Source organism: Paracoccus aerius, from assembly GCF_014656455.1.
GTDB lineage: Bacteria > Pseudomonadota > Alphaproteobacteria > Rhodobacterales > Rhodobacteraceae > Paracoccus > Paracoccus aerius.
This window is the reverse complement of sequence record NZ_BNCL01000004.1, coordinates 255,176-271,125: the sequence shown is the minus strand read 5'-3', so window position 1 is coordinate 271,125 and position 15,950 is coordinate 255,176. Positions and strand designations below refer to the sequence as shown.

The following is a 15,950-nucleotide window of genomic DNA, read 5'->3' as shown; positions in this document are numbered from 1 at the left end:
CCGGCGTCACCCCGGGCTGCGCAGCATGTCGTTCACGCCGCGCAGGACGGGGCCGTCCTCGCCCATTTCCACCGTCACGGCGCCTGTGGCACGCAGGCGTCCCAGATCCAGCATGATGCAGGGCCAGTCCGCAGGCGCGGGCAGCTTTTCCGACAGCACGACGATCCGCCGTGGCTGGCATGCGGCGGGCGCGCGATCCGCAGCGCCCTTGCCGGTGAGATGCCAGATGTCCCAGCCCTGCGGCAGCGCAGCCATGCGGTCGCGCTTGTCGCCTTGCCAGGCGGGGCGGGCGGCGGAAGCTTCCTGCGTGGCCGTGTCGCCATCCTCTTGCAGCCAGGTGCTGACAATGAAGGCCCCGCCCGAGGGCTTGGAGACTGCCCTTCCCAGCGGGGTCATCAGCCCCACCGCCTCGCCCTCGGGCGCGATCAGCAGCAGGGGGCGGCTAGCCGTCAACCAGATCGCCGTTGACGCCGCCAGCATCGCCATGCCCGCCAGAAAGCCCCCGCCCATCAGGCTGGGCCGCCGAGCCGTCAGTCCCTGACGCCAGCAGAGCACGGCAAGGGTCGCGCCAAAGCACATCAACGGGATCACCGGCGCGGGCGGCAGCGGCAGCGCCACCACCGCACCCCCCAGGCCCGCCACCCATTCCGCGACCCGCAGCATCCAGCGGGTGCCCAGCCCCATGACCCAAAGCGCCGGTCCTGCCAGCCCCACGGGCGCCAGCAGCGCGCCGATCACGCCCGCGGGCATCACCAGGACGCCCATGACCGGCACGACCAGAAGATTCGCCAGAAGCCCGTATTGAGCCATCCTGTTGAAATGCGCCGCCGCCAGCGGCGAGGTCGCGACCGAGGCCACAAGCGAGGACACCAGAAGCATGGCTACCGGCCGCAGCCAGAAGGGCAGGTGGGGTGAAACCTTTGACCAGGGACCGGCGGACAGGATCAGGGCGACGGTTGCCGCGAAGCTCATCTGGAAGCCGGGATGGGTCACGGCTTCGGGCGAATAGACCAGGATGATGGTCGCGGCCAGGGCGATGGTGCGCAACGATATCGCGCGCCGGTCGGCCATGATCGCCAGCAGCATCACCGCCACCATGATAAAGGCGCGTTCCGTGGCGACGCCGCCGCCCGACAGCCACAGATAGGCGGCCGAGGCCAGCAGCGCGCCCAACGCCGCGATCTTGTGGACGGCCTGCGGCAAGGGGGCGCCCAGGCCCTGCGCCAGCACCAGGGCCATGCGCAGCGCGGTGTAGACGAAGCCCGCCAGCATCGACATGTGCAGGCCGGAAATCGAGATGATGTGATACAGGTTCGAGGCCCGCATCACCTCGTTCGTCGCCTCCTCGATCCCCGAACGGTCGCCGGTCATCAGGGCGGATGCGACCGCGCCTTCCTGCCCGCCGATCCCGTCCTGGATCGCCCGGCTGATCGCCATGCGGGCCTGGTGCATGGCCCATAAACCGCCCGATGCCGGCTCCACGGTCATGATGGGGGTGCGGGTGTAACCGACAGCGCCCAGGCCTTCGAACCATGCCAGCCAACGGAAATCGAAGCTGCCGGGCGATGCCGGGGCCGGGGGCGGGCCAAGATGGCCGGTCAGCATCACCCGCTGGCCCAGGGGCGGCAGCGGGTCTGTCTGGTCCATCAGCGACAGGCGCACCTTGGTGGGCGTGCGGCCGGGCGCGGTGTCGCGCAGGACCACCCGGTCCAATGTCAGACGGATGCGGTCGCGGGCGGAACGGTCGATCTCGACCAAACGCCCCTCGACCGGGCCATAATAGCGCCATTCCATGACCGGCGCGGCGACCATGGCCGACCGCAGCCCGATCAGGCCAAGGCCCAAGATCACCAGCAGCAGTGCCATCGAACCGATCCGCATCGCATCCGCCAAGGCCCAGCCGATGCGGCCCCGTTCCGCCCAGGGCAGGGCCAGCCGCCCGACTGCCAGCAGCGCGACCGCCGACAGGGCCAGCATGATCCATGCCGCGCGCCCTGGCGCCACCGGCAGGACGAACCACAGCGCGATCCCGGCGGCCAGGCAGACCGGCACCCAGGCGAACAACCCCGCGCGCAGCGCAGCCGCCATCCGCGCGAGCCGCACGCTCGCGTGTCGCAAGGCCGGACGCGCGCTGGCAAAGCCCGGCAGTGCCGTGATCTCGCCCCCGGCGGCCATTCTTGTCCTTTCGCAACGGCTTCTCTATTCCTGCGGTCCAAGGATGGCATGGACAGCTTACCAAAGCGTTAATGCCCGCATCGACCCAAGGAAGCCGCCGCCATGTCCGACCCTGCCGCCGCGACGAACATCGTCACCCGCTTTGCCCCGTCCCCCACCGGATACCTGCATATCGGCGGGGCGCGCACCGCGCTGTTCAACTGGCTTTATGCGCGCGGCCGGGGCGGCAAGTTCCTGCTGCGGATCGAGGATACCGACCGCGCCCGCTCTACCCCCGAGGCGACCGAGGCGATCCTGAAGGGCCTGACCTGGCTGGGCCTCGACTGGGACGGCGAGCCGATCAGCCAGTTCGAGCGCAAGGACCGCCATGCCGAGGTGGCGCGCCAGATGCTGGCCAGCGGCACGGCCTACAAGTGCTTCTCGACCCCCGAGGAGATCGCCCAATGGCGCGAGGCAAACCCGCGCCAGCCGTTCCAGAGCCCCTGGCGTGATGCCACCGACCTGCCCGATGCGCCCTTCGCCATCCGCCTGCGCGCGCCGCGCGACGGCGAGACGGTGATCGAGGACGCGGTCCAGGGCACGGTCCGCGTGGGCAATGACCAGCTGGACGACATGATCATCCTGCGGTCGGACGGGACGCCAACCTATATGCTGGCGGTGGTGGTGGATGACCACGACATGGGCGTCACCCATGTAATCCGGGGCGACGACCACCTGACAAACAGCTTCCGCCAGGTGCAGATCTTCGACGCGATGGGCTGGCCGCGCCCGGTCTTCGCCCATATCCCCCTGATCCACGGCGAGGACGGCAAGAAGCTGTCAAAACGCCACGGCGCGGTGGGCCTGCACGAATTCGCGGCACTCGGCTATCCGGCGGTGGCGATGCGCAACTATCTGGCGCGTCTTGGCTGGAGCCATGGCGATGACGAGTTGTTCGACGATGCCCAGGCCCGCGAATGGTTCGACCTGTCTGGCATCAACCGCGCCCCCGCCCGGCTGGACTTCAAGAAGCTGGAACATGTCAGCGGCCACCATATCGGCGCCATGTCCGATGACGACCTGATGGCCGCCCTGGACCTGTTCCTGGCCGAGACCGGGGCACCCGCCTTGACGCAGCGTCAAAGGGACCGGATCGTCCCTGCGCTGCCTGCCCTGAAGGAAAAGGCGAAAACGCTGCCGCAATTGCTGGACCAAGCCCGTTTCGCGCTGATCGAGCGCCCGGTCGAGATCGACAACAAGGCCGCCAAGGCGCTTGATACGGTATCCCGTGGTATGCTGACCACATTGACTGCCGCACTGCAGCATGGTAGCTGGTCGCGAGACGAGCTGGAGCAGGCGGCCAAGCGGGTTGCCGAGGAAAACGGCGTCGGGTTGGGCAAATTGGCGGCTCCCCTGAGATCCGCGCTGGCCGGCCGGACGACGTCTCCCAGTGTGTTTGACATGATGACGGCGCTAGGCCGCGAGGAATCGCTGGCCCGGCTTCAGGACCAGACGGATTTGGCAGGCTGACGGCCTGCCCTCACTTGCCAGGGTCGCCCCGCGCGCAGTCGCACCGCGAACGCAGAGGTCGGCCCGGCCCAGCCGGAAAGGACGCTTTGGATGGCCGACGGAAAGAACGCCACTCTCAAGATCAACGACGCCGAATACGAGCTGCCGATCCTCAGCCCCACGCAGGGACCGGATGTCCTGGACATCCGCAAGCTCTACGGGCAGGCGGACGTCTTCACCTATGACCCCGGCTTCACCTCGACCGCAAGCTGCGATTCGACCATCACCTTTATCGATGGCGACAAGGGAGAGCTGTGGTATCGCGGCTATCCGATCGAGCAGCTGGCGGCCAAGTCGCATTACCTGGAAGTCTGCTACCTGCTGCTTTACGGCGAACTGCCAACTGCCGAGCAGATGGAGGATTTCGAGCATCGCGTGACCCGTCACACGATGGTGCACGAGCAGATGCACAACTTCTTCCGGGGCTTCCGCCGCGACGCGCATCCGATGGCCACCATGGTGGGCGTGATCGGCGCGATGTCGGCCTTCTACCACGATTCGACCGACATCAACGATCCCTGGCAGCGCGAGGTCGCCGCGATCCGGCTGATCGCCAAGGTGCCGACCATTGCGGCGATGGCCTATAAGTACTCGATCGGCCAGCCTTTCGTGTATCCGCAGAACGAACTGGATTACGCCAGCAACTTCCTGCACATGTGCTTCTCGGTCCCGGCCGAGAAATACAACGTCGATCCGGCCCTGGCCCGTGCGATGGACCGCATCTTCACGCTGCACGCGGATCACGAACAGAACGCCTCGACCTCGACCGTGCGTCTGGCCGGGTCGTCGGGCGCCAATCCCTTTGCCTGCATCGCGGCGGGCATCGCCTGCCTTTGGGGTCCGGCCCATGGCGGCGCCAACCAGGCCTGCCTGGAGATGCTGCGCGAGATCGGCACCGTCGACCGCATCCCCGAGTTCATCGCCCGCGCCAAGGACAAGTCCGATCCCTTCAAGCTGATGGGCTTCGGCCACCGGGTCTACAAGAACTTCGACCCGCGCGCGAAGGTCATGAAGGAATCCGCCGACGAGGTGCTGGAGCTGCTGGGCATCCACAACAACCCCACGCTGCAGGTCGCCAAGGAGCTTGAGAAGATCGCGCTCGAGGACGAGTACTTCATCGAGAAGAAGCTGTATCCGAACGTCGATTTCTATTCGGGCATCATCCTTGAAGCGATGGGCTTCCCGACGTCCATGTTCACGCCGATCTTCGCGCTGTCCCGCACGGTGGGCTGGATCGCGCAGTGGAAGGAAATGATCGGCGACCCGCAGAACAAGATCGGCCGCCCGCGCCAGCTTTACGTGGGCGCGGACAAGCGCGACTATGTCGAGGTCAAGGCGCGCTGATCTGCCGCGACAGTTCGCAGGGGCCCCTTCGGGGGCCCTTTTGCATGGCGGGCCTTGCAGATGCGCGGGGCCAGTGGCAAGGGATCAGCCATGACAGAGACACAGAAAATCGCATTGGTGACGGGCGCCTCGCGCGGTCTTGGCGCGGCCCTGGCCGAGGATCTGGCAGGCCGCGGTTATCACGTCCTGGCGGTGGCCCGGACGGTCGGCGCGCTGGAGGAACTGGACGACCGCATCCGCCAAGCGGGCGGCAGCGCGACGCTGGCGCCCATGGACGTGGCCGAAGCCCCGGCGATGCAGCAACTGGCCGAGGCTGTCCTGGGCCGCTGGGGCGGGCTGGATCTGTGGGCCCATGCGGCGATCCACGCTGCCCCGCTGGCCCCCGCGCCCCATGTGGACGGCAAGGACTGGGCCAGGTCGGTGCTGGTCAACATGGACGTGACGCGCGGGCTGATCGCCCTGCTGGAGCCGCTGCTGCGCACCCGCTCAGGCACCGCGCTGTTCTTTGACGATGCGCGCGCGGGGCAGAAGTTCTTTGGCGCCTATGGCGCAACCAAGGCAGGCCAGATCGCGCTTGCCCGCAGCTGGCAGGCCGAGGCTGCCTCGGTCGGACCGCGCGTGGTCATCGCCGAACCCGCGCCCATGCCCACCGCAGTCCGCGCCCGGTTCTTCCCGGGCGAGGATCGGGCGGCGCTGACCCCCTGCAGGGACGAGGCGGCGCGGATCCTGAGCGCGCTTTAGGTTCGCGTCCCGCGGCGGCCGGGGGGCGCTTCGCCCCCCGGACCCCCCGAGAATGTTTTCACACAGAAGATGAACCAAGCGGCTGCGTGGCCCCGTGCAGCCAATGGCGGGCGTCGTGGTCCAGATGCGGCGACAGCACGTCGCGCACCCTTGCGTGATAGGTGTCGAGCCAGGCGATTTCGTCGCGCGACATTGCCCCCGGGTCGATCAGGCGGGTGTCGATGGGGCAAAGGGTCAGCGTTTCGAAGCCCATCATGGTGCGGCCGGGTTCGGCTTCGACCGGTGACACCACGATCAGGTTCTCGATGCGGATGCCGAACGCGCCTTCGCGGTAGTAGCCCGGTTCGTTGGACAGGATCATGCCGGCGTCCAGCGGCAAGGTGCTGACGCGGCTGATCCGGACCGGGCCTTCATGGACACAAAGCGCCGCCCCGACGCCGTGGCCGGTGCCGTGGTCGTAATCCATACCCTGCGACCAGAGGAACTGGCGCGCCAAGGCGTCGATATGGCCGCCAGCCACCCCTTGCGGAAAGCGCGCCCGGCTGATCGCGATCATGCCGCGCAAGACGGCCGTATAGGGGGCCACGACATCGGGCGACGGATCGCCCAGGGGCAAGGTGCGGGTGATGTCGGTGGTGCCGTCCGGGTATTGCCCACCGGAATCGACCAGCAGCACCTCGCCCGCCGCCAGGCGGCGGTTGGTGGCGCGGGTGACGCGATAATGGGGCAGCGCGGCGTTCGGCCCGGCGCCGCAGATCGTGTCGAAGCTGATGTCTGTTACACCCGCCTCGCGGCGAAGGGTCTCCAGCTTCTCGACCACGTCGATCTCGGTCAGGGTGGCTGGATCCTGGGAATCCAGCCAGGCCAGCAGCCGCACCATGGCCACACCGTCGCGCAGATGGGCCGCGCGCATCCCATCCAGTTCGGCCGGGTTCTTGCGGGCCTTGGGGTTGATGGCCGGGTCGGGCGCACGGGCGATCTGCGTGTTGGCGCTTTCCAGCAGGCGGAAGGCGGCCTCGGGGGCCGAGGCGGGATCGATGCGGACGGGGCCTTCCAGATCCAGAAGCGCGGGGGCCAGTCCCTCGGGGTGCAGGATCGCGACCTGGTTGCCCAGATGCGCGCGCAGATCGTCGTCGAACTTGGCGGGATCGGCGAACAGGGCCAGGTGGCCGTCGTCAGACAGGACCGCGAAGGACTGCACGATCGGGTTCTTGGGAACGTCGCTGCCCCGGATGTTGAGCAGCCACGAGATCGAGTCGGGCAGGGTCAGCAGGGCGGCGGCCTGACCGTCCTCGCGCAGTTGCGCGGCCAGGCGGGCGCGCTTTTCGGCGGAGGTCTCGCCCGCTACCGTGTCGTCATGTGGGCGTGCCCGGCCGACGGGTGGGGCGGGGCGGTCGGCCCAGACCACATCCACCGGGTTGCGGTCCACTGCGATCAGCCCGATGCCGCTGTCTGACAGCGCCTTTTCCAGAGTCTCTATTTCCTGGCGCGTGTGCAGCCAGGGGTCGAAGCCCAGGCGTCCGCCCGCGGGCAAGGCCTCGCGCAGCCAGTCCGAGGGCCGGGTCTCGGGCCAGGGCACCGGCGTGAAGTGGTGGGGGTCCACCTGCGCCTTGACCTGCACGCGATAGCGCCCGTCGATGAACACGCCTGCCCGGTCGGGGGTCACGATGGCAAAGCCCGCGCTGCCGGTGAAGCCCGTCAGCCAGGCCAGCCGAGCATCCGCATCGGCCACGTATTCGCCCTGATGGACATCGGCGCGGGGCACGATGAAGCCGTCCAGCTCATCCGCCGCAAGCCGCGCGCGCAGTTGCGCCAGACGCGCGGGATGATCGGCCGCAACTGCCGGGTCTTCAAAGGACTGAAAGCTCACAGCTCGATTGCCTTCATCACCTGGGGCTCGATCACCTGCACGCCGGGCAGGCCGTCGATCAGGGCCTGGGCCGACTGTTCCAGCAGGGGGAAGGTCTTGTAGTGGCAGGGGATGACCGTCTTGAAGTCGAAATACTTGCGGGCCGCCCAGGCCGCGCGTTTCATGTCCATGGTAAAATGCCCGCCCGCGCACAGGATGCCGATGTCGGGCTGGTGGTATTCGCCCATCCAGGCCATGTCGGCCATGATGTCGGTATCGCCCGAGACATAGATCACATGGCCCTCGCCCGCGATCATGTAGCCCGATTCATGGCCTGCATAGATCGGACCATCCGCCCCGTCGAGCGAACTGGAATGGGACGCATTCACCATCGTGACCTTGGCCCCGCCCAGGTCGACCGTGCCGCCCTTGTTGAAGCCGATGCCGTTGATGTCCTGGTGGGTCGACCAACTGTTGATCAGGTCATAGATGCCCGCGACGGGGATTTTCAGTTCCTTGGCGATGGCCAGCGTGTCGCCGGAATGATCGCCGTGGCCGTGCGTCAGAAGGATATGGGTCGCGCCCCCGATGGCGTCGCCGCGTCGATCCTCGGGGAAGACGGGATTGCCGGACAGCCAGGGGTCGATCAGGATGACGGCATCCTCGATTTCCAGGCGAAAGCCGGAATGTCCAAGCCAGGTCAGTTTCATCGCGTTCTCCTGCCAGTGTCCCGGGCAGGTTAGCGGCGGTGCCGGGCGGTGACCAGACAGGTCAGACGGGCGCCGCGTCTTCCAGGCGCAGGCGCAGCCTTTCGCGCCCGCCCCAGGTGGACAGATCCAGCTTGCCCGCCAGATGAAACCGCCGGCCCCGCGCGCCGATCAGCGCCGGCCCCAGCGGGCCGGTCATCGCGCCCCAGGCCACGGCTTCCAGGGCCGGGCCGCCCGCGCTGCGGAAGGACAGGCGCAGGTGGCTGTCGCCCATGGTGCTGGCGCTGTCGATCAACTGGTCGGCGAAGGCAAAGCGCGGCGCAGGGGCCGCCTGGCCGTAGGGGCCTGCGTCTTCCAACTGGCGATAGATCTGCGGGGTCGCGCCCACGCATTCCATCAGGCCCGAGATGCGCAGGTCGCGCGCCCCGGTCCGCTGGACAAGATCCTTCTGGATCAGGTCGGCAAGGCGGGCCATGGCGGCGGGGATCATCTCCTCGGCCACGGTCAGGCCCGCGGCCATCATATGCCCGCCGCCCTTGAGCAGCAGGCCTTCCTCGGCCAGCCGGTGGATCGCGCGGCCCAAGTCTACGCCCGGGACCGACCGGGCGCTGCCCTTGCCGATGCCGCCTTCCACCCCGATCACGACCGAGGGCAGGTCGGTGGCCTCCTTCACCCGGGCGGCGACGATGCCCACGACGCCGGGATGCCAGCCGGGACCAGCGGCCCAGGACAGGCGGGCATCGCCCCGCGCCTCGACCTGTGCCAGTGCCTCGTCACGGACGGCGGCCTCGATGGCGCGCCGGTCGCGGTTAAGCCCGTCCAGTTCGGCCGCCAGACGCCCCGCCTCTCGCGGGTCGCGGCAGGACAGGCACAGCGCGCCCAGATCGGCGCGACCAACACGACCGCCGGCATTGATCCGCGGACCCAGCAGGAAGCCCAGGTGGAACGCGCCCGGCGGACCGTCGAGGCGCGCCACATCGGACAGCGCCACAAGGCCGGGACGACGGCGGCGCGACATGATCGCCAGCCCCTGCCGCACAAAGGCGCGGTTGACGCCGACCAGGGGCGCGACATCGGCCACCGTCGCAAGCGCCACCAGATCCAGCATCGCCATCAGGTCAGGCTCGGGCAAGCCCTTGGCGCGCAGAACCCGGCCCGCCTGGACCAGGGTCAGGAAGACCACGCCAGCCGCGCAAAGATGGCCCAGCGTCCCGTCTTCGTCCGCACGGTTGGGGTTCACCACCGCAAGCGCGGGGGACAGGGTTTCCCCGCCGAGGTGATGGTCCAGAACGATGATGTCGGTGCCTGAGGCGGCGGCCAGGGCGTCATGGCTCAGCGTGCCGCAATCGACGCAGACGATCAGGTCGTGGTCGCGTGCAAGCGCAGCCATCGCCGGGGCGTTCGGGCCATAGCCTTCGTCGATGCGGTCGGGAATATACAGCGTGGCGTCCCGGCCCTGGGTCCGCAGCCAGTCCAGCAGCAGCGCGGCGGAAGCGCCGCCATCCACGTCGTAATCGGCAAAGACCGCAATCCGTTCGCCGCTGGTTGCCGCCGCGACCAGCCGGTCGGCGGCCACCTCCATGTCCCGCAGCGACAAGGGATCGGGCAGCAGGTCGCGAAGCCGGGGCGTCAGGAAGCCCTCGGCGCCATCCGCCTCGACCCCCCGTTCGGCCAGGACGCGCGCGACGGCCAGGGGCAGCCCGGTGCGTTGGGCAAGGCCTTCGGCCGCGCGGTCTGCCGCGCCGTCCGGGCCGACCCACCGCCGATTCGTCAGCGATTGCTCGATTCCCAGGAACGTCACGGCAGCACCTTCTTCTTCATCCAAATATCCTGGGGGAGTTCCGCAGGAACGGGGGCGAAGCCCCTTACTTGATCGGGTTGCGATAGATCATCCGGCGAAGCGAACCGGTCTTCGACCGCATCAGGATCGTCTCGGTCTGAAGATAGTGCGGCTCGCGCTTCACGCCAGCCACGATCGATCCGTTGGTGACGCCTGTCGCCGCGAAGATCACGTCGCCGGTCACGAGTTCGTCGCGCGCATAGATGCGGTCAAGGTCGGTGATGCCCGCCTTGCGCGCGCGGCCGCGTTCATCGTCATTGCGGAACAGCAGCTTGCCCCACATCTGCCCGCCCATGCATTTCAACGCGGATGCCGCAAGCACCCCTTCAGGCGCCCCGCCTGATCCCATGTACATGTCGATGCCGGTCAGTTCGGCCTCGGCGCAGTGGATCACCCCGGCCACGTCGCCATCGGTGATCAGCCGGATCGCCGCGCCGGTCGACCGGACTTCGGCCACCAGATCCTCGTGGCGGGGGCGTTCCAGGATGCAGACGGTGATGTCGCTGTCCTCGACACCGCGCGCGCGCGCCAGGGCACGCACGCGTTCAGAGGGGGTCATGTCAAGGCTGACCACGTCGGTCGGATAGCCCGGCCCGATGGCCAGCTTCTCCATATAGACGTCGGGCGCGTGCAGCAGCGTGCCGCGCGGGGCCATGGCGATCACGGTAAGGGCGTTGGGCATGTCCTTGGCCGTCAGGGTCGTGCCTTCCAGCGGGTCCAGCGCGATATCCACCTCGGGGCCGTCGCCGGTGCCGACTTCCTCGCCGATATAGAGCATCGGGGCTTCGTCGCGTTCGCCTTCTCCGATGACGACCACGCCCTTGATGTCCAGCATGTTCAGCTGATCGCGCATCGCGTTGACGGCGGCCTGATCCGCGGCCTTCTCGTCGCCGCGCCCGATCAGCCGGGCCGAGGCATGGGCTGCCGCCTCGCTGACGCGGGCCAAGCCCAGCGAAAGCATCCTGTCGTTGAAATCCTTGGGCGCGGTCATGTCCATCCCTTTTTGACGCAGGTCGCGCCGGTCTTACGCGCCCCCCAGGGCGGCGGCAAGCCTGACGGCGCTAACGCCTAGGCTTCGGCCAGATCAAGCGCCAGGGCGTGGATGCGCGGCACGATGTCGCCCAGCGTTTTGTGGACCAGCCGGTGGCGCTCGACCCTGCCCAGGCCGGTGAAGGCGGGGCTGGCCATGCGGATGCGGAAATGGCTCTGGCCGCCATCTCGATAGCCCCCATGGCCACGATGGCTTTCGCTTTCGTCGATGACCTCGATCCGGCTGGGATTGAGCGCGGCCAGCCTTTGGCGCATTTCGTCGGCAATCATTCGTCAAGACCTTTCATGTCGCGTCAGAACCTCTAAACTGCCGCCTCCGAGTCGCAAAGGTGCCCCAGGATGAGCAGTAACGACCCGTTCGGCTTCGACATTTCGGCCGCGAAGGACAAGAAGCGCAAGAACAAGGGCCGTCGCGGCATGTCCGGCGCCTTCGAGACCTCGACCCGCGTCTGCGAAAAGCAGGGCTGCAACGAGCCGGGCCAGTATCGCGCGCCCAAGAACCCGCGCAACCTCGATGACTATTTCTGGTTCTGCAAGGAACACGTTCGCGAATACAACGCGAACTGGAATTACTTCCAGGGCCAGTCCGAGGAAGAGTTCCAGCAGTTCATCGACAACGCGACCGTCTGGGAACGCCCGACCAAGCCCTTTGGCCGCGCCGCAGCCGAGGACAAATGGGCGCGCCACGGCGTCAGCGACCCGCTGGAGATCCTGGGCGCCAATGGCACCGCCCCCGAGGCCCGGGCCAAGGCCAGCCGCAAGCTCCCGCCCACCGAGCGCAAGGCCCTGGACATCCTCGAGGCCAAGGACAGCTGGACCCGGGCCGAGATCCGCAAGCAGTACAAGTCGCTGGTCAAGGATCTGCATCCCGACATGAATGGCGGCGACCGGTCGGACGAGGATCGCCTTGCCGAGGTGGTCTGGGCCTGGGACCAGGTCAAGGACAGCCGTTTCATCAAGGACTGAGCGGGCAGGGGGCTGCCGCCCCCGTCCCCTGGCGGGGATTCCCTCGCGGATATTTGCGTGAAGAAGACGCGTTCAGGAACGCTTGCGGACAAGAAGGGCCGCGGCGAGCGCGAGCAGCGCGAGCAAGACGACGGGGGTGTCGCCCCATTTCATCCAGACGGTCTCGGGCAGGGCGGCGGGCAGGGCCGCGTCGATCTTGCCTTCGACCCCCAAGCCCAACGACTGGCGGACATGACCGTGCGGGTCGATGACCGCGCTGACGCCGGTATTGGCGGCGCGGATCAGCGGCAGGCCGGATTCGATGGCGCGCAGCCGGGCCTGGGCGAGGTGCTGGTAGGGCCCCGAAAACTGGCCGAACCAGGCATCGTTGGTGGCCTGCAGCAGCCATGAAGGGCGGCCGTCCAGCCCGCGCAGGTGCTGGGGAAAGATCGCCTCATAGCAGATCAGCGGCTGGAAATCGGGAATGCCGGGCGCGGACATGATCGCCGGACCTGCGCCTGCGGAATAGCCGTTGCCCTGCTGCGCGGCGAAGGCCGTGATGCCAACCCGCGCCAGGGCGTCGCCCCATGGGATGTATTCACCAAAGGGCACCAGGTGGAACTTGTCATAGACCGCGCCGACGGTGGCGTCCGTGTTCAGCGTCGCAAGGCTGTTGAAGAACCGGCTGCCGTCGCGCCGCTGGATGCCCATTACCAGGGGTGCGCCCGCCGCCTGCGACATCGCAGGCAGGACCGGATCGGCATCGTTCAGCAGGAAGTTCACCGCCGTTTCCGGCCAGATCACCAGGTCGCGGCGTCCCGGCGCAGCCGAAAGATCCAGCAGGCGCTGATAGAACACCGCGGCCCATTCCGGATCCCATTTTAGATCCTGCTGGGCATTTGGCTGGACGATGCGCAGGATGGTATCGGCATCCGGGGGCAGCGGCTGGGCCAGGCGCGCTGCGCCGCCTGCCCACAGGCCGCCCAACACAGCCAGCGCGGCAACGATGCCGGGCAGCGGGCGAAAAACTGCCAGCAGCGTCGCCAGCGTCATCGTCACCAGGCTGAGGCCGATGGCCCCGGTCCAGGCCGAGATCTGGGCAAGCGGCGTGTCGATCCAGGCATGACCGATCAGCGCCCAGGGAAGGCCGGTGAAGATCCAGCCTCGCAGCCAGTCGGACAGCACCAAGGCTGCGCCGATGGCCAGGGCGCGGCGCCCGCCCGCAGGCGCAAGGCGCGCGGCGAGGCTGGCGGGCATGGCCCAGAACAAGGCCCCGCCCAGGGCCAGCAGCACAAGGGCAAAGGGAGCCATCCAGCCATAGATCTCGGGCTCGACCAGGAAAGGCTCGACGATCCAGGACATCGACAGGGCGAACCAGCCGAAGCCCGCGGCCAGCATCGGCCAGAAGACCGTCCTGCCGGATGCGACCTGCCGCAGCAGGACCGCAAGCGCCAGGGGCGTTGCAGGCCACAGCCCGAAAGGGGCCAGGCCAAGCGCAGCGATCAGGCCAAGCGCCAGCGGGATCCCAATCTGCCGCAGGGGCGGACGGCGGGACATGGGCCTGGATCAGGCCTCGGCGTCGGCGCTGTCGGCGGGGGCCGTCGGTGCTGCTGCTTCGTCGGTCTTCTTGCGGCGGGTGCGCTTGGGCTTTGGCGCGGCTTCGGCTTCGGCCGCCTGGGCTTCGGCCGGGGCGTCCGCAGCAGGCTCGGCCTTCTTGCGGCGGGTTCGCTTGGGCTTTTCAGCAGGCTGCGGCGCGGTTTCGGCCGCTTCGGCAGGCGCCTCGGCCTGGGCTTCGGTGGCTTCTGCCTTCTTGCGGCGGGTCCGCTTGGGCTTCGGCGCTTCCTCGGCCACAGGGGCGGGAGCATTGGCGGGAACAGGGGCGGGGGCTTCGGCGACAGGCTGTGCCACCGTCTCGGCCACCGGGGCAGCGGTTTCCCCAACGGCGGCGTCCTGCGTCATGGTTGCCTCGGCCGGCAGCGGCGCCGCGGCATCGGCGGACCCTTCAACCTCGAGCGCCTCGGGCAGGGCGAGCGCATCGGCCTTCTTGCGGCGATTGCGGCCGCGGCGGGGCTTTTCGGTCTGCGCCTCGGCAGGTTCGCGCGCGGGTTCGGGCGCCTTGCGGGGCCGGTCGTCGCTTTCCTGCGAGGTCGAGGCAAGCGCGCGGCGCAGTTCGACCAGCATGAATTCCGGCACATGATCGCCCATGCCCATCACGGCCGGGCCGCGGTCGCCGTCGCGGCGGTTGCGACGGTCGCGCGACTGGTCGCGGCGGTCGTCGCGCCGATCATCCCTGCGATCCTCGCGCCGATCTTCACGCCGGTCCTCGCGGAGGGCACGTTCGGCCACACGCTCGTCGTGCCGTTCCTCGTGCACGGGTTCGCGGCGCGCTTCCTCGCGCGGGGCTTCGGCCCTGTCTTCGCGCGGGCTGCGCCGTTCGTCGTCACGGCCACGGCCCTTGTCGCGCCCACGGCCCTTGTCGCGGCCGTTGCGGCGGTCGTCACGGCCGCCGTTGCGGTCGCCTTCGGCCAGGGTGAAACCCTCGGGCAGGGGGGCGCGCGGCAGGGTCTGCTTCACGAGGTTCTCGATTGCGGCCAAGTATTTTTCATCCGATGGGGTAGAGATGCTGAAGGCGCTGCCCAGGCGGCCGGCGCGGCCGGTGCGACCGATGCGGTGGACGTAATCCTCGGCATGGCTGGGCAGGTCATAGTTGAAGACATGGCTGACGGCCGGGATATCCAGGCCACGCGCCGCCACGTCCGAGGCGATCAGGAACTTGAGCTTGCCTTCGCGGAAGCTTTCCAGCGTGCGGGTGCGGTGGCTCTGGTCCAGGTCGCCGTGGATCGGCGCCGCGTCATAGCCGTGCTTGGCCAGCGACTTTGCAACGATGTCCACGTCTGTCTTGCGGTTGCAGAAGATGATGGCGTTCTTCAGCCCGCCGCCTTCGGTTTCGGGACCTTCGGCGTCGATCAGGGCGCGCAGCAGGTCGCGCTTCTGCTTGGCCGCCATGTCGCGGCGCGAGGGGACCAGTTCCACCAGCTTCTGGGTGATGGTTTCGCTTGTGGTGGCCTGGCGCGCGACCTCGATCCGCTCGGGGGCGTGCAGGAAGGTGTTGGTGATCCGCTCGATCTCGGGGGCCATGGTGGCGCTGAAGAACAGCGTCTGGCGGGTGAAGGGGGTCAGCTGGAAGATCCGCTCGATATCCGGGATGAAGCCCATGTCGAGCATCCGGTCGGCCTCGTCCACGACCATGATCTGCACGCCGGTCAGCAGCAGCTTGCCGCGTTCGAAATGGTCCAGCAGGCGTCCGGGCGTCGCGATCAGCACGTCCACGCCCCGGTCGATCAGCTTGTCCTGTTCGCCAAAGCTGACGCCGCCGATCAGCAGCGCCTTGGTCAGCTTGGTATGCTTGGCATAGGTGTCGAAGTTCTCGGCAACCTGGGCGGCCAGTTCGCGGGTCGGGCACAGGACCAGGCTGCGCGGCATCCGGGCGCGGGCGCGGCCGCGGCCCAGCAGCGTGATCATGGGCAGCGTGAAGCTGGCGGTCTTTCCGGTGCCGGTCTGCGCGATCCCCAAAACGTCGCGGCCATCCAGGGCCGGAGGAATGGCGCCCGCCTGGATCGGGGTGGGCGCGTCATAGCCGGCCTCGGCAATGGCTTTCAGCACATTGGGGTCAAGCTTGAGATCAGAGAACTTCGTCATTGGGGGCTTTCCAAGGCTTGCGCGCCGGATGGCGGCAGGTCGCGTTCCATCG

11 protein-coding genes and 1 pseudogene are annotated in these 15,950 nt (G+C 68.2%); 4 read left to right on the top strand and 8 right to left on the bottom strand.

Annotated features, from left to right (window positions below; genetic code table 11):
- Positions 1–6 precede the first annotated feature (6 nt).
- Complete coding sequence (locus IE224_RS07330; protein ID WP_191309092.1) at positions 7–2,175, bottom strand: ComEC/Rec2 family competence protein; 2,169 nt, start codon at positions 2,173–2,175, stop codon at positions 7–9.
- Between the two features lie 102 nt (positions 2,176–2,277).
- On the opposite strand from IE224_RS07330, the gene gltX reads away from it, so the two are divergent.
- From gltX to IE224_RS07315, 3 genes are all read left to right on the top strand, one after another.
- Complete coding sequence (gene gltX, locus IE224_RS07325; protein WP_191309090.1) at positions 2,278–3,684, top strand: glutamate--tRNA ligase; 1,407 nt, start codon at positions 2,278–2,280, stop codon at positions 3,682–3,684.
- 90 nt (positions 3,685–3,774) lie between these two features.
- Positions 3,775–5,067, top strand: a complete 1,293-nt coding sequence (locus IE224_RS07320; protein ID WP_167623070.1) for a citrate synthase — start codon at positions 3,775–3,777, stop codon at positions 5,065–5,067.
- 90 nt (positions 5,068–5,157) lie between these two features.
- Positions 5,158–5,808: an SDR family NAD(P)-dependent oxidoreductase gene (locus IE224_RS07315; protein ID WP_191309088.1), complete on the top strand. Its 651-nt coding sequence runs from the start codon at positions 5,158–5,160 to the stop codon at positions 5,806–5,808.
- 58 nt (positions 5,809–5,866) lie between these two features.
- Here IE224_RS07315 and IE224_RS07310 read toward each other — a convergent pair whose 3' ends face one another.
- The 5 genes from IE224_RS07310 to IE224_RS07290 form a co-directional block, all read right to left on the bottom strand.
- A complete protein-coding gene (locus tag IE224_RS07310) occupies positions 5,867–7,678 on the bottom strand; it encodes an aminopeptidase P family protein (RefSeq protein ID WP_191309086.1) in 1,812 nt (603 codons plus the stop codon).
- Positions 7,675–8,367 (bottom strand): metal-dependent hydrolase, encoded by a 693-nt coding sequence (locus IE224_RS07305; protein ID WP_167623067.1) that lies wholly within the window; start codon positions 8,365–8,367, stop codon positions 7,675–7,677. Before IE224_RS07305 ends, IE224_RS07310 begins: the two co-directional genes overlap by 4 nt.
- Positions 8,368–8,428: 61 nt before the next feature.
- On the bottom strand, positions 8,429–10,165 hold the full coding sequence (gene recJ / locus IE224_RS07300) for a single-stranded-DNA-specific exonuclease RecJ (protein WP_191309084.1): 1,737 nt from the start codon (positions 10,163–10,165) through the stop codon (positions 8,429–8,431).
- Positions 10,166–10,229: 64 nt separating this feature from the next.
- The gene (gene glpX, locus IE224_RS07295) at positions 10,230–11,195 is read right to left on the bottom strand and encodes a class II fructose-bisphosphatase (protein ID WP_167623065.1); all 966 of its coding nucleotides are present in this window, start codon (positions 11,193–11,195) and stop codon (positions 10,230–10,232) included.
- A 77-nt stretch (positions 11,196–11,272) separates the two neighbouring features.
- Positions 11,273–11,524 carry a BolA family protein gene (locus tag IE224_RS07290; protein WP_167623064.1) on the bottom strand — a complete coding sequence of 84 codons (252 nt, stop codon included), beginning with the start codon at positions 11,522–11,524 and terminating at the stop codon, positions 11,273–11,275.
- Positions 11,525–11,593: 69 nt separating this feature from the next.
- Here IE224_RS07290 and IE224_RS07285 point away from each other — a divergent pair, with 69 nt between their 5' ends.
- Entirely contained in the window at positions 11,594–12,220 is a 627-nt protein-coding gene (locus IE224_RS07285; protein ID WP_167623063.1) for a J domain-containing protein, read from the top strand.
- Between the two features lie 72 nt (positions 12,221–12,292).
- Here IE224_RS07285 and lnt read toward each other — a convergent pair whose 3' ends face one another.
- Complete coding sequence (gene lnt / locus IE224_RS07280; protein ID WP_191309083.1) at positions 12,293–13,756, bottom strand: apolipoprotein N-acyltransferase; 1,464 nt, start codon at positions 13,754–13,756, stop codon at positions 12,293–12,295.
- Between the two features lie 525 nt (positions 13,757–14,281).
- A pseudogene (locus IE224_RS07275) lies at positions 14,282–15,898 on the bottom strand (DEAD/DEAH box helicase); the annotation flags it as partial.
- Positions 15,899–15,950: the final 52 nt, after the last annotated feature.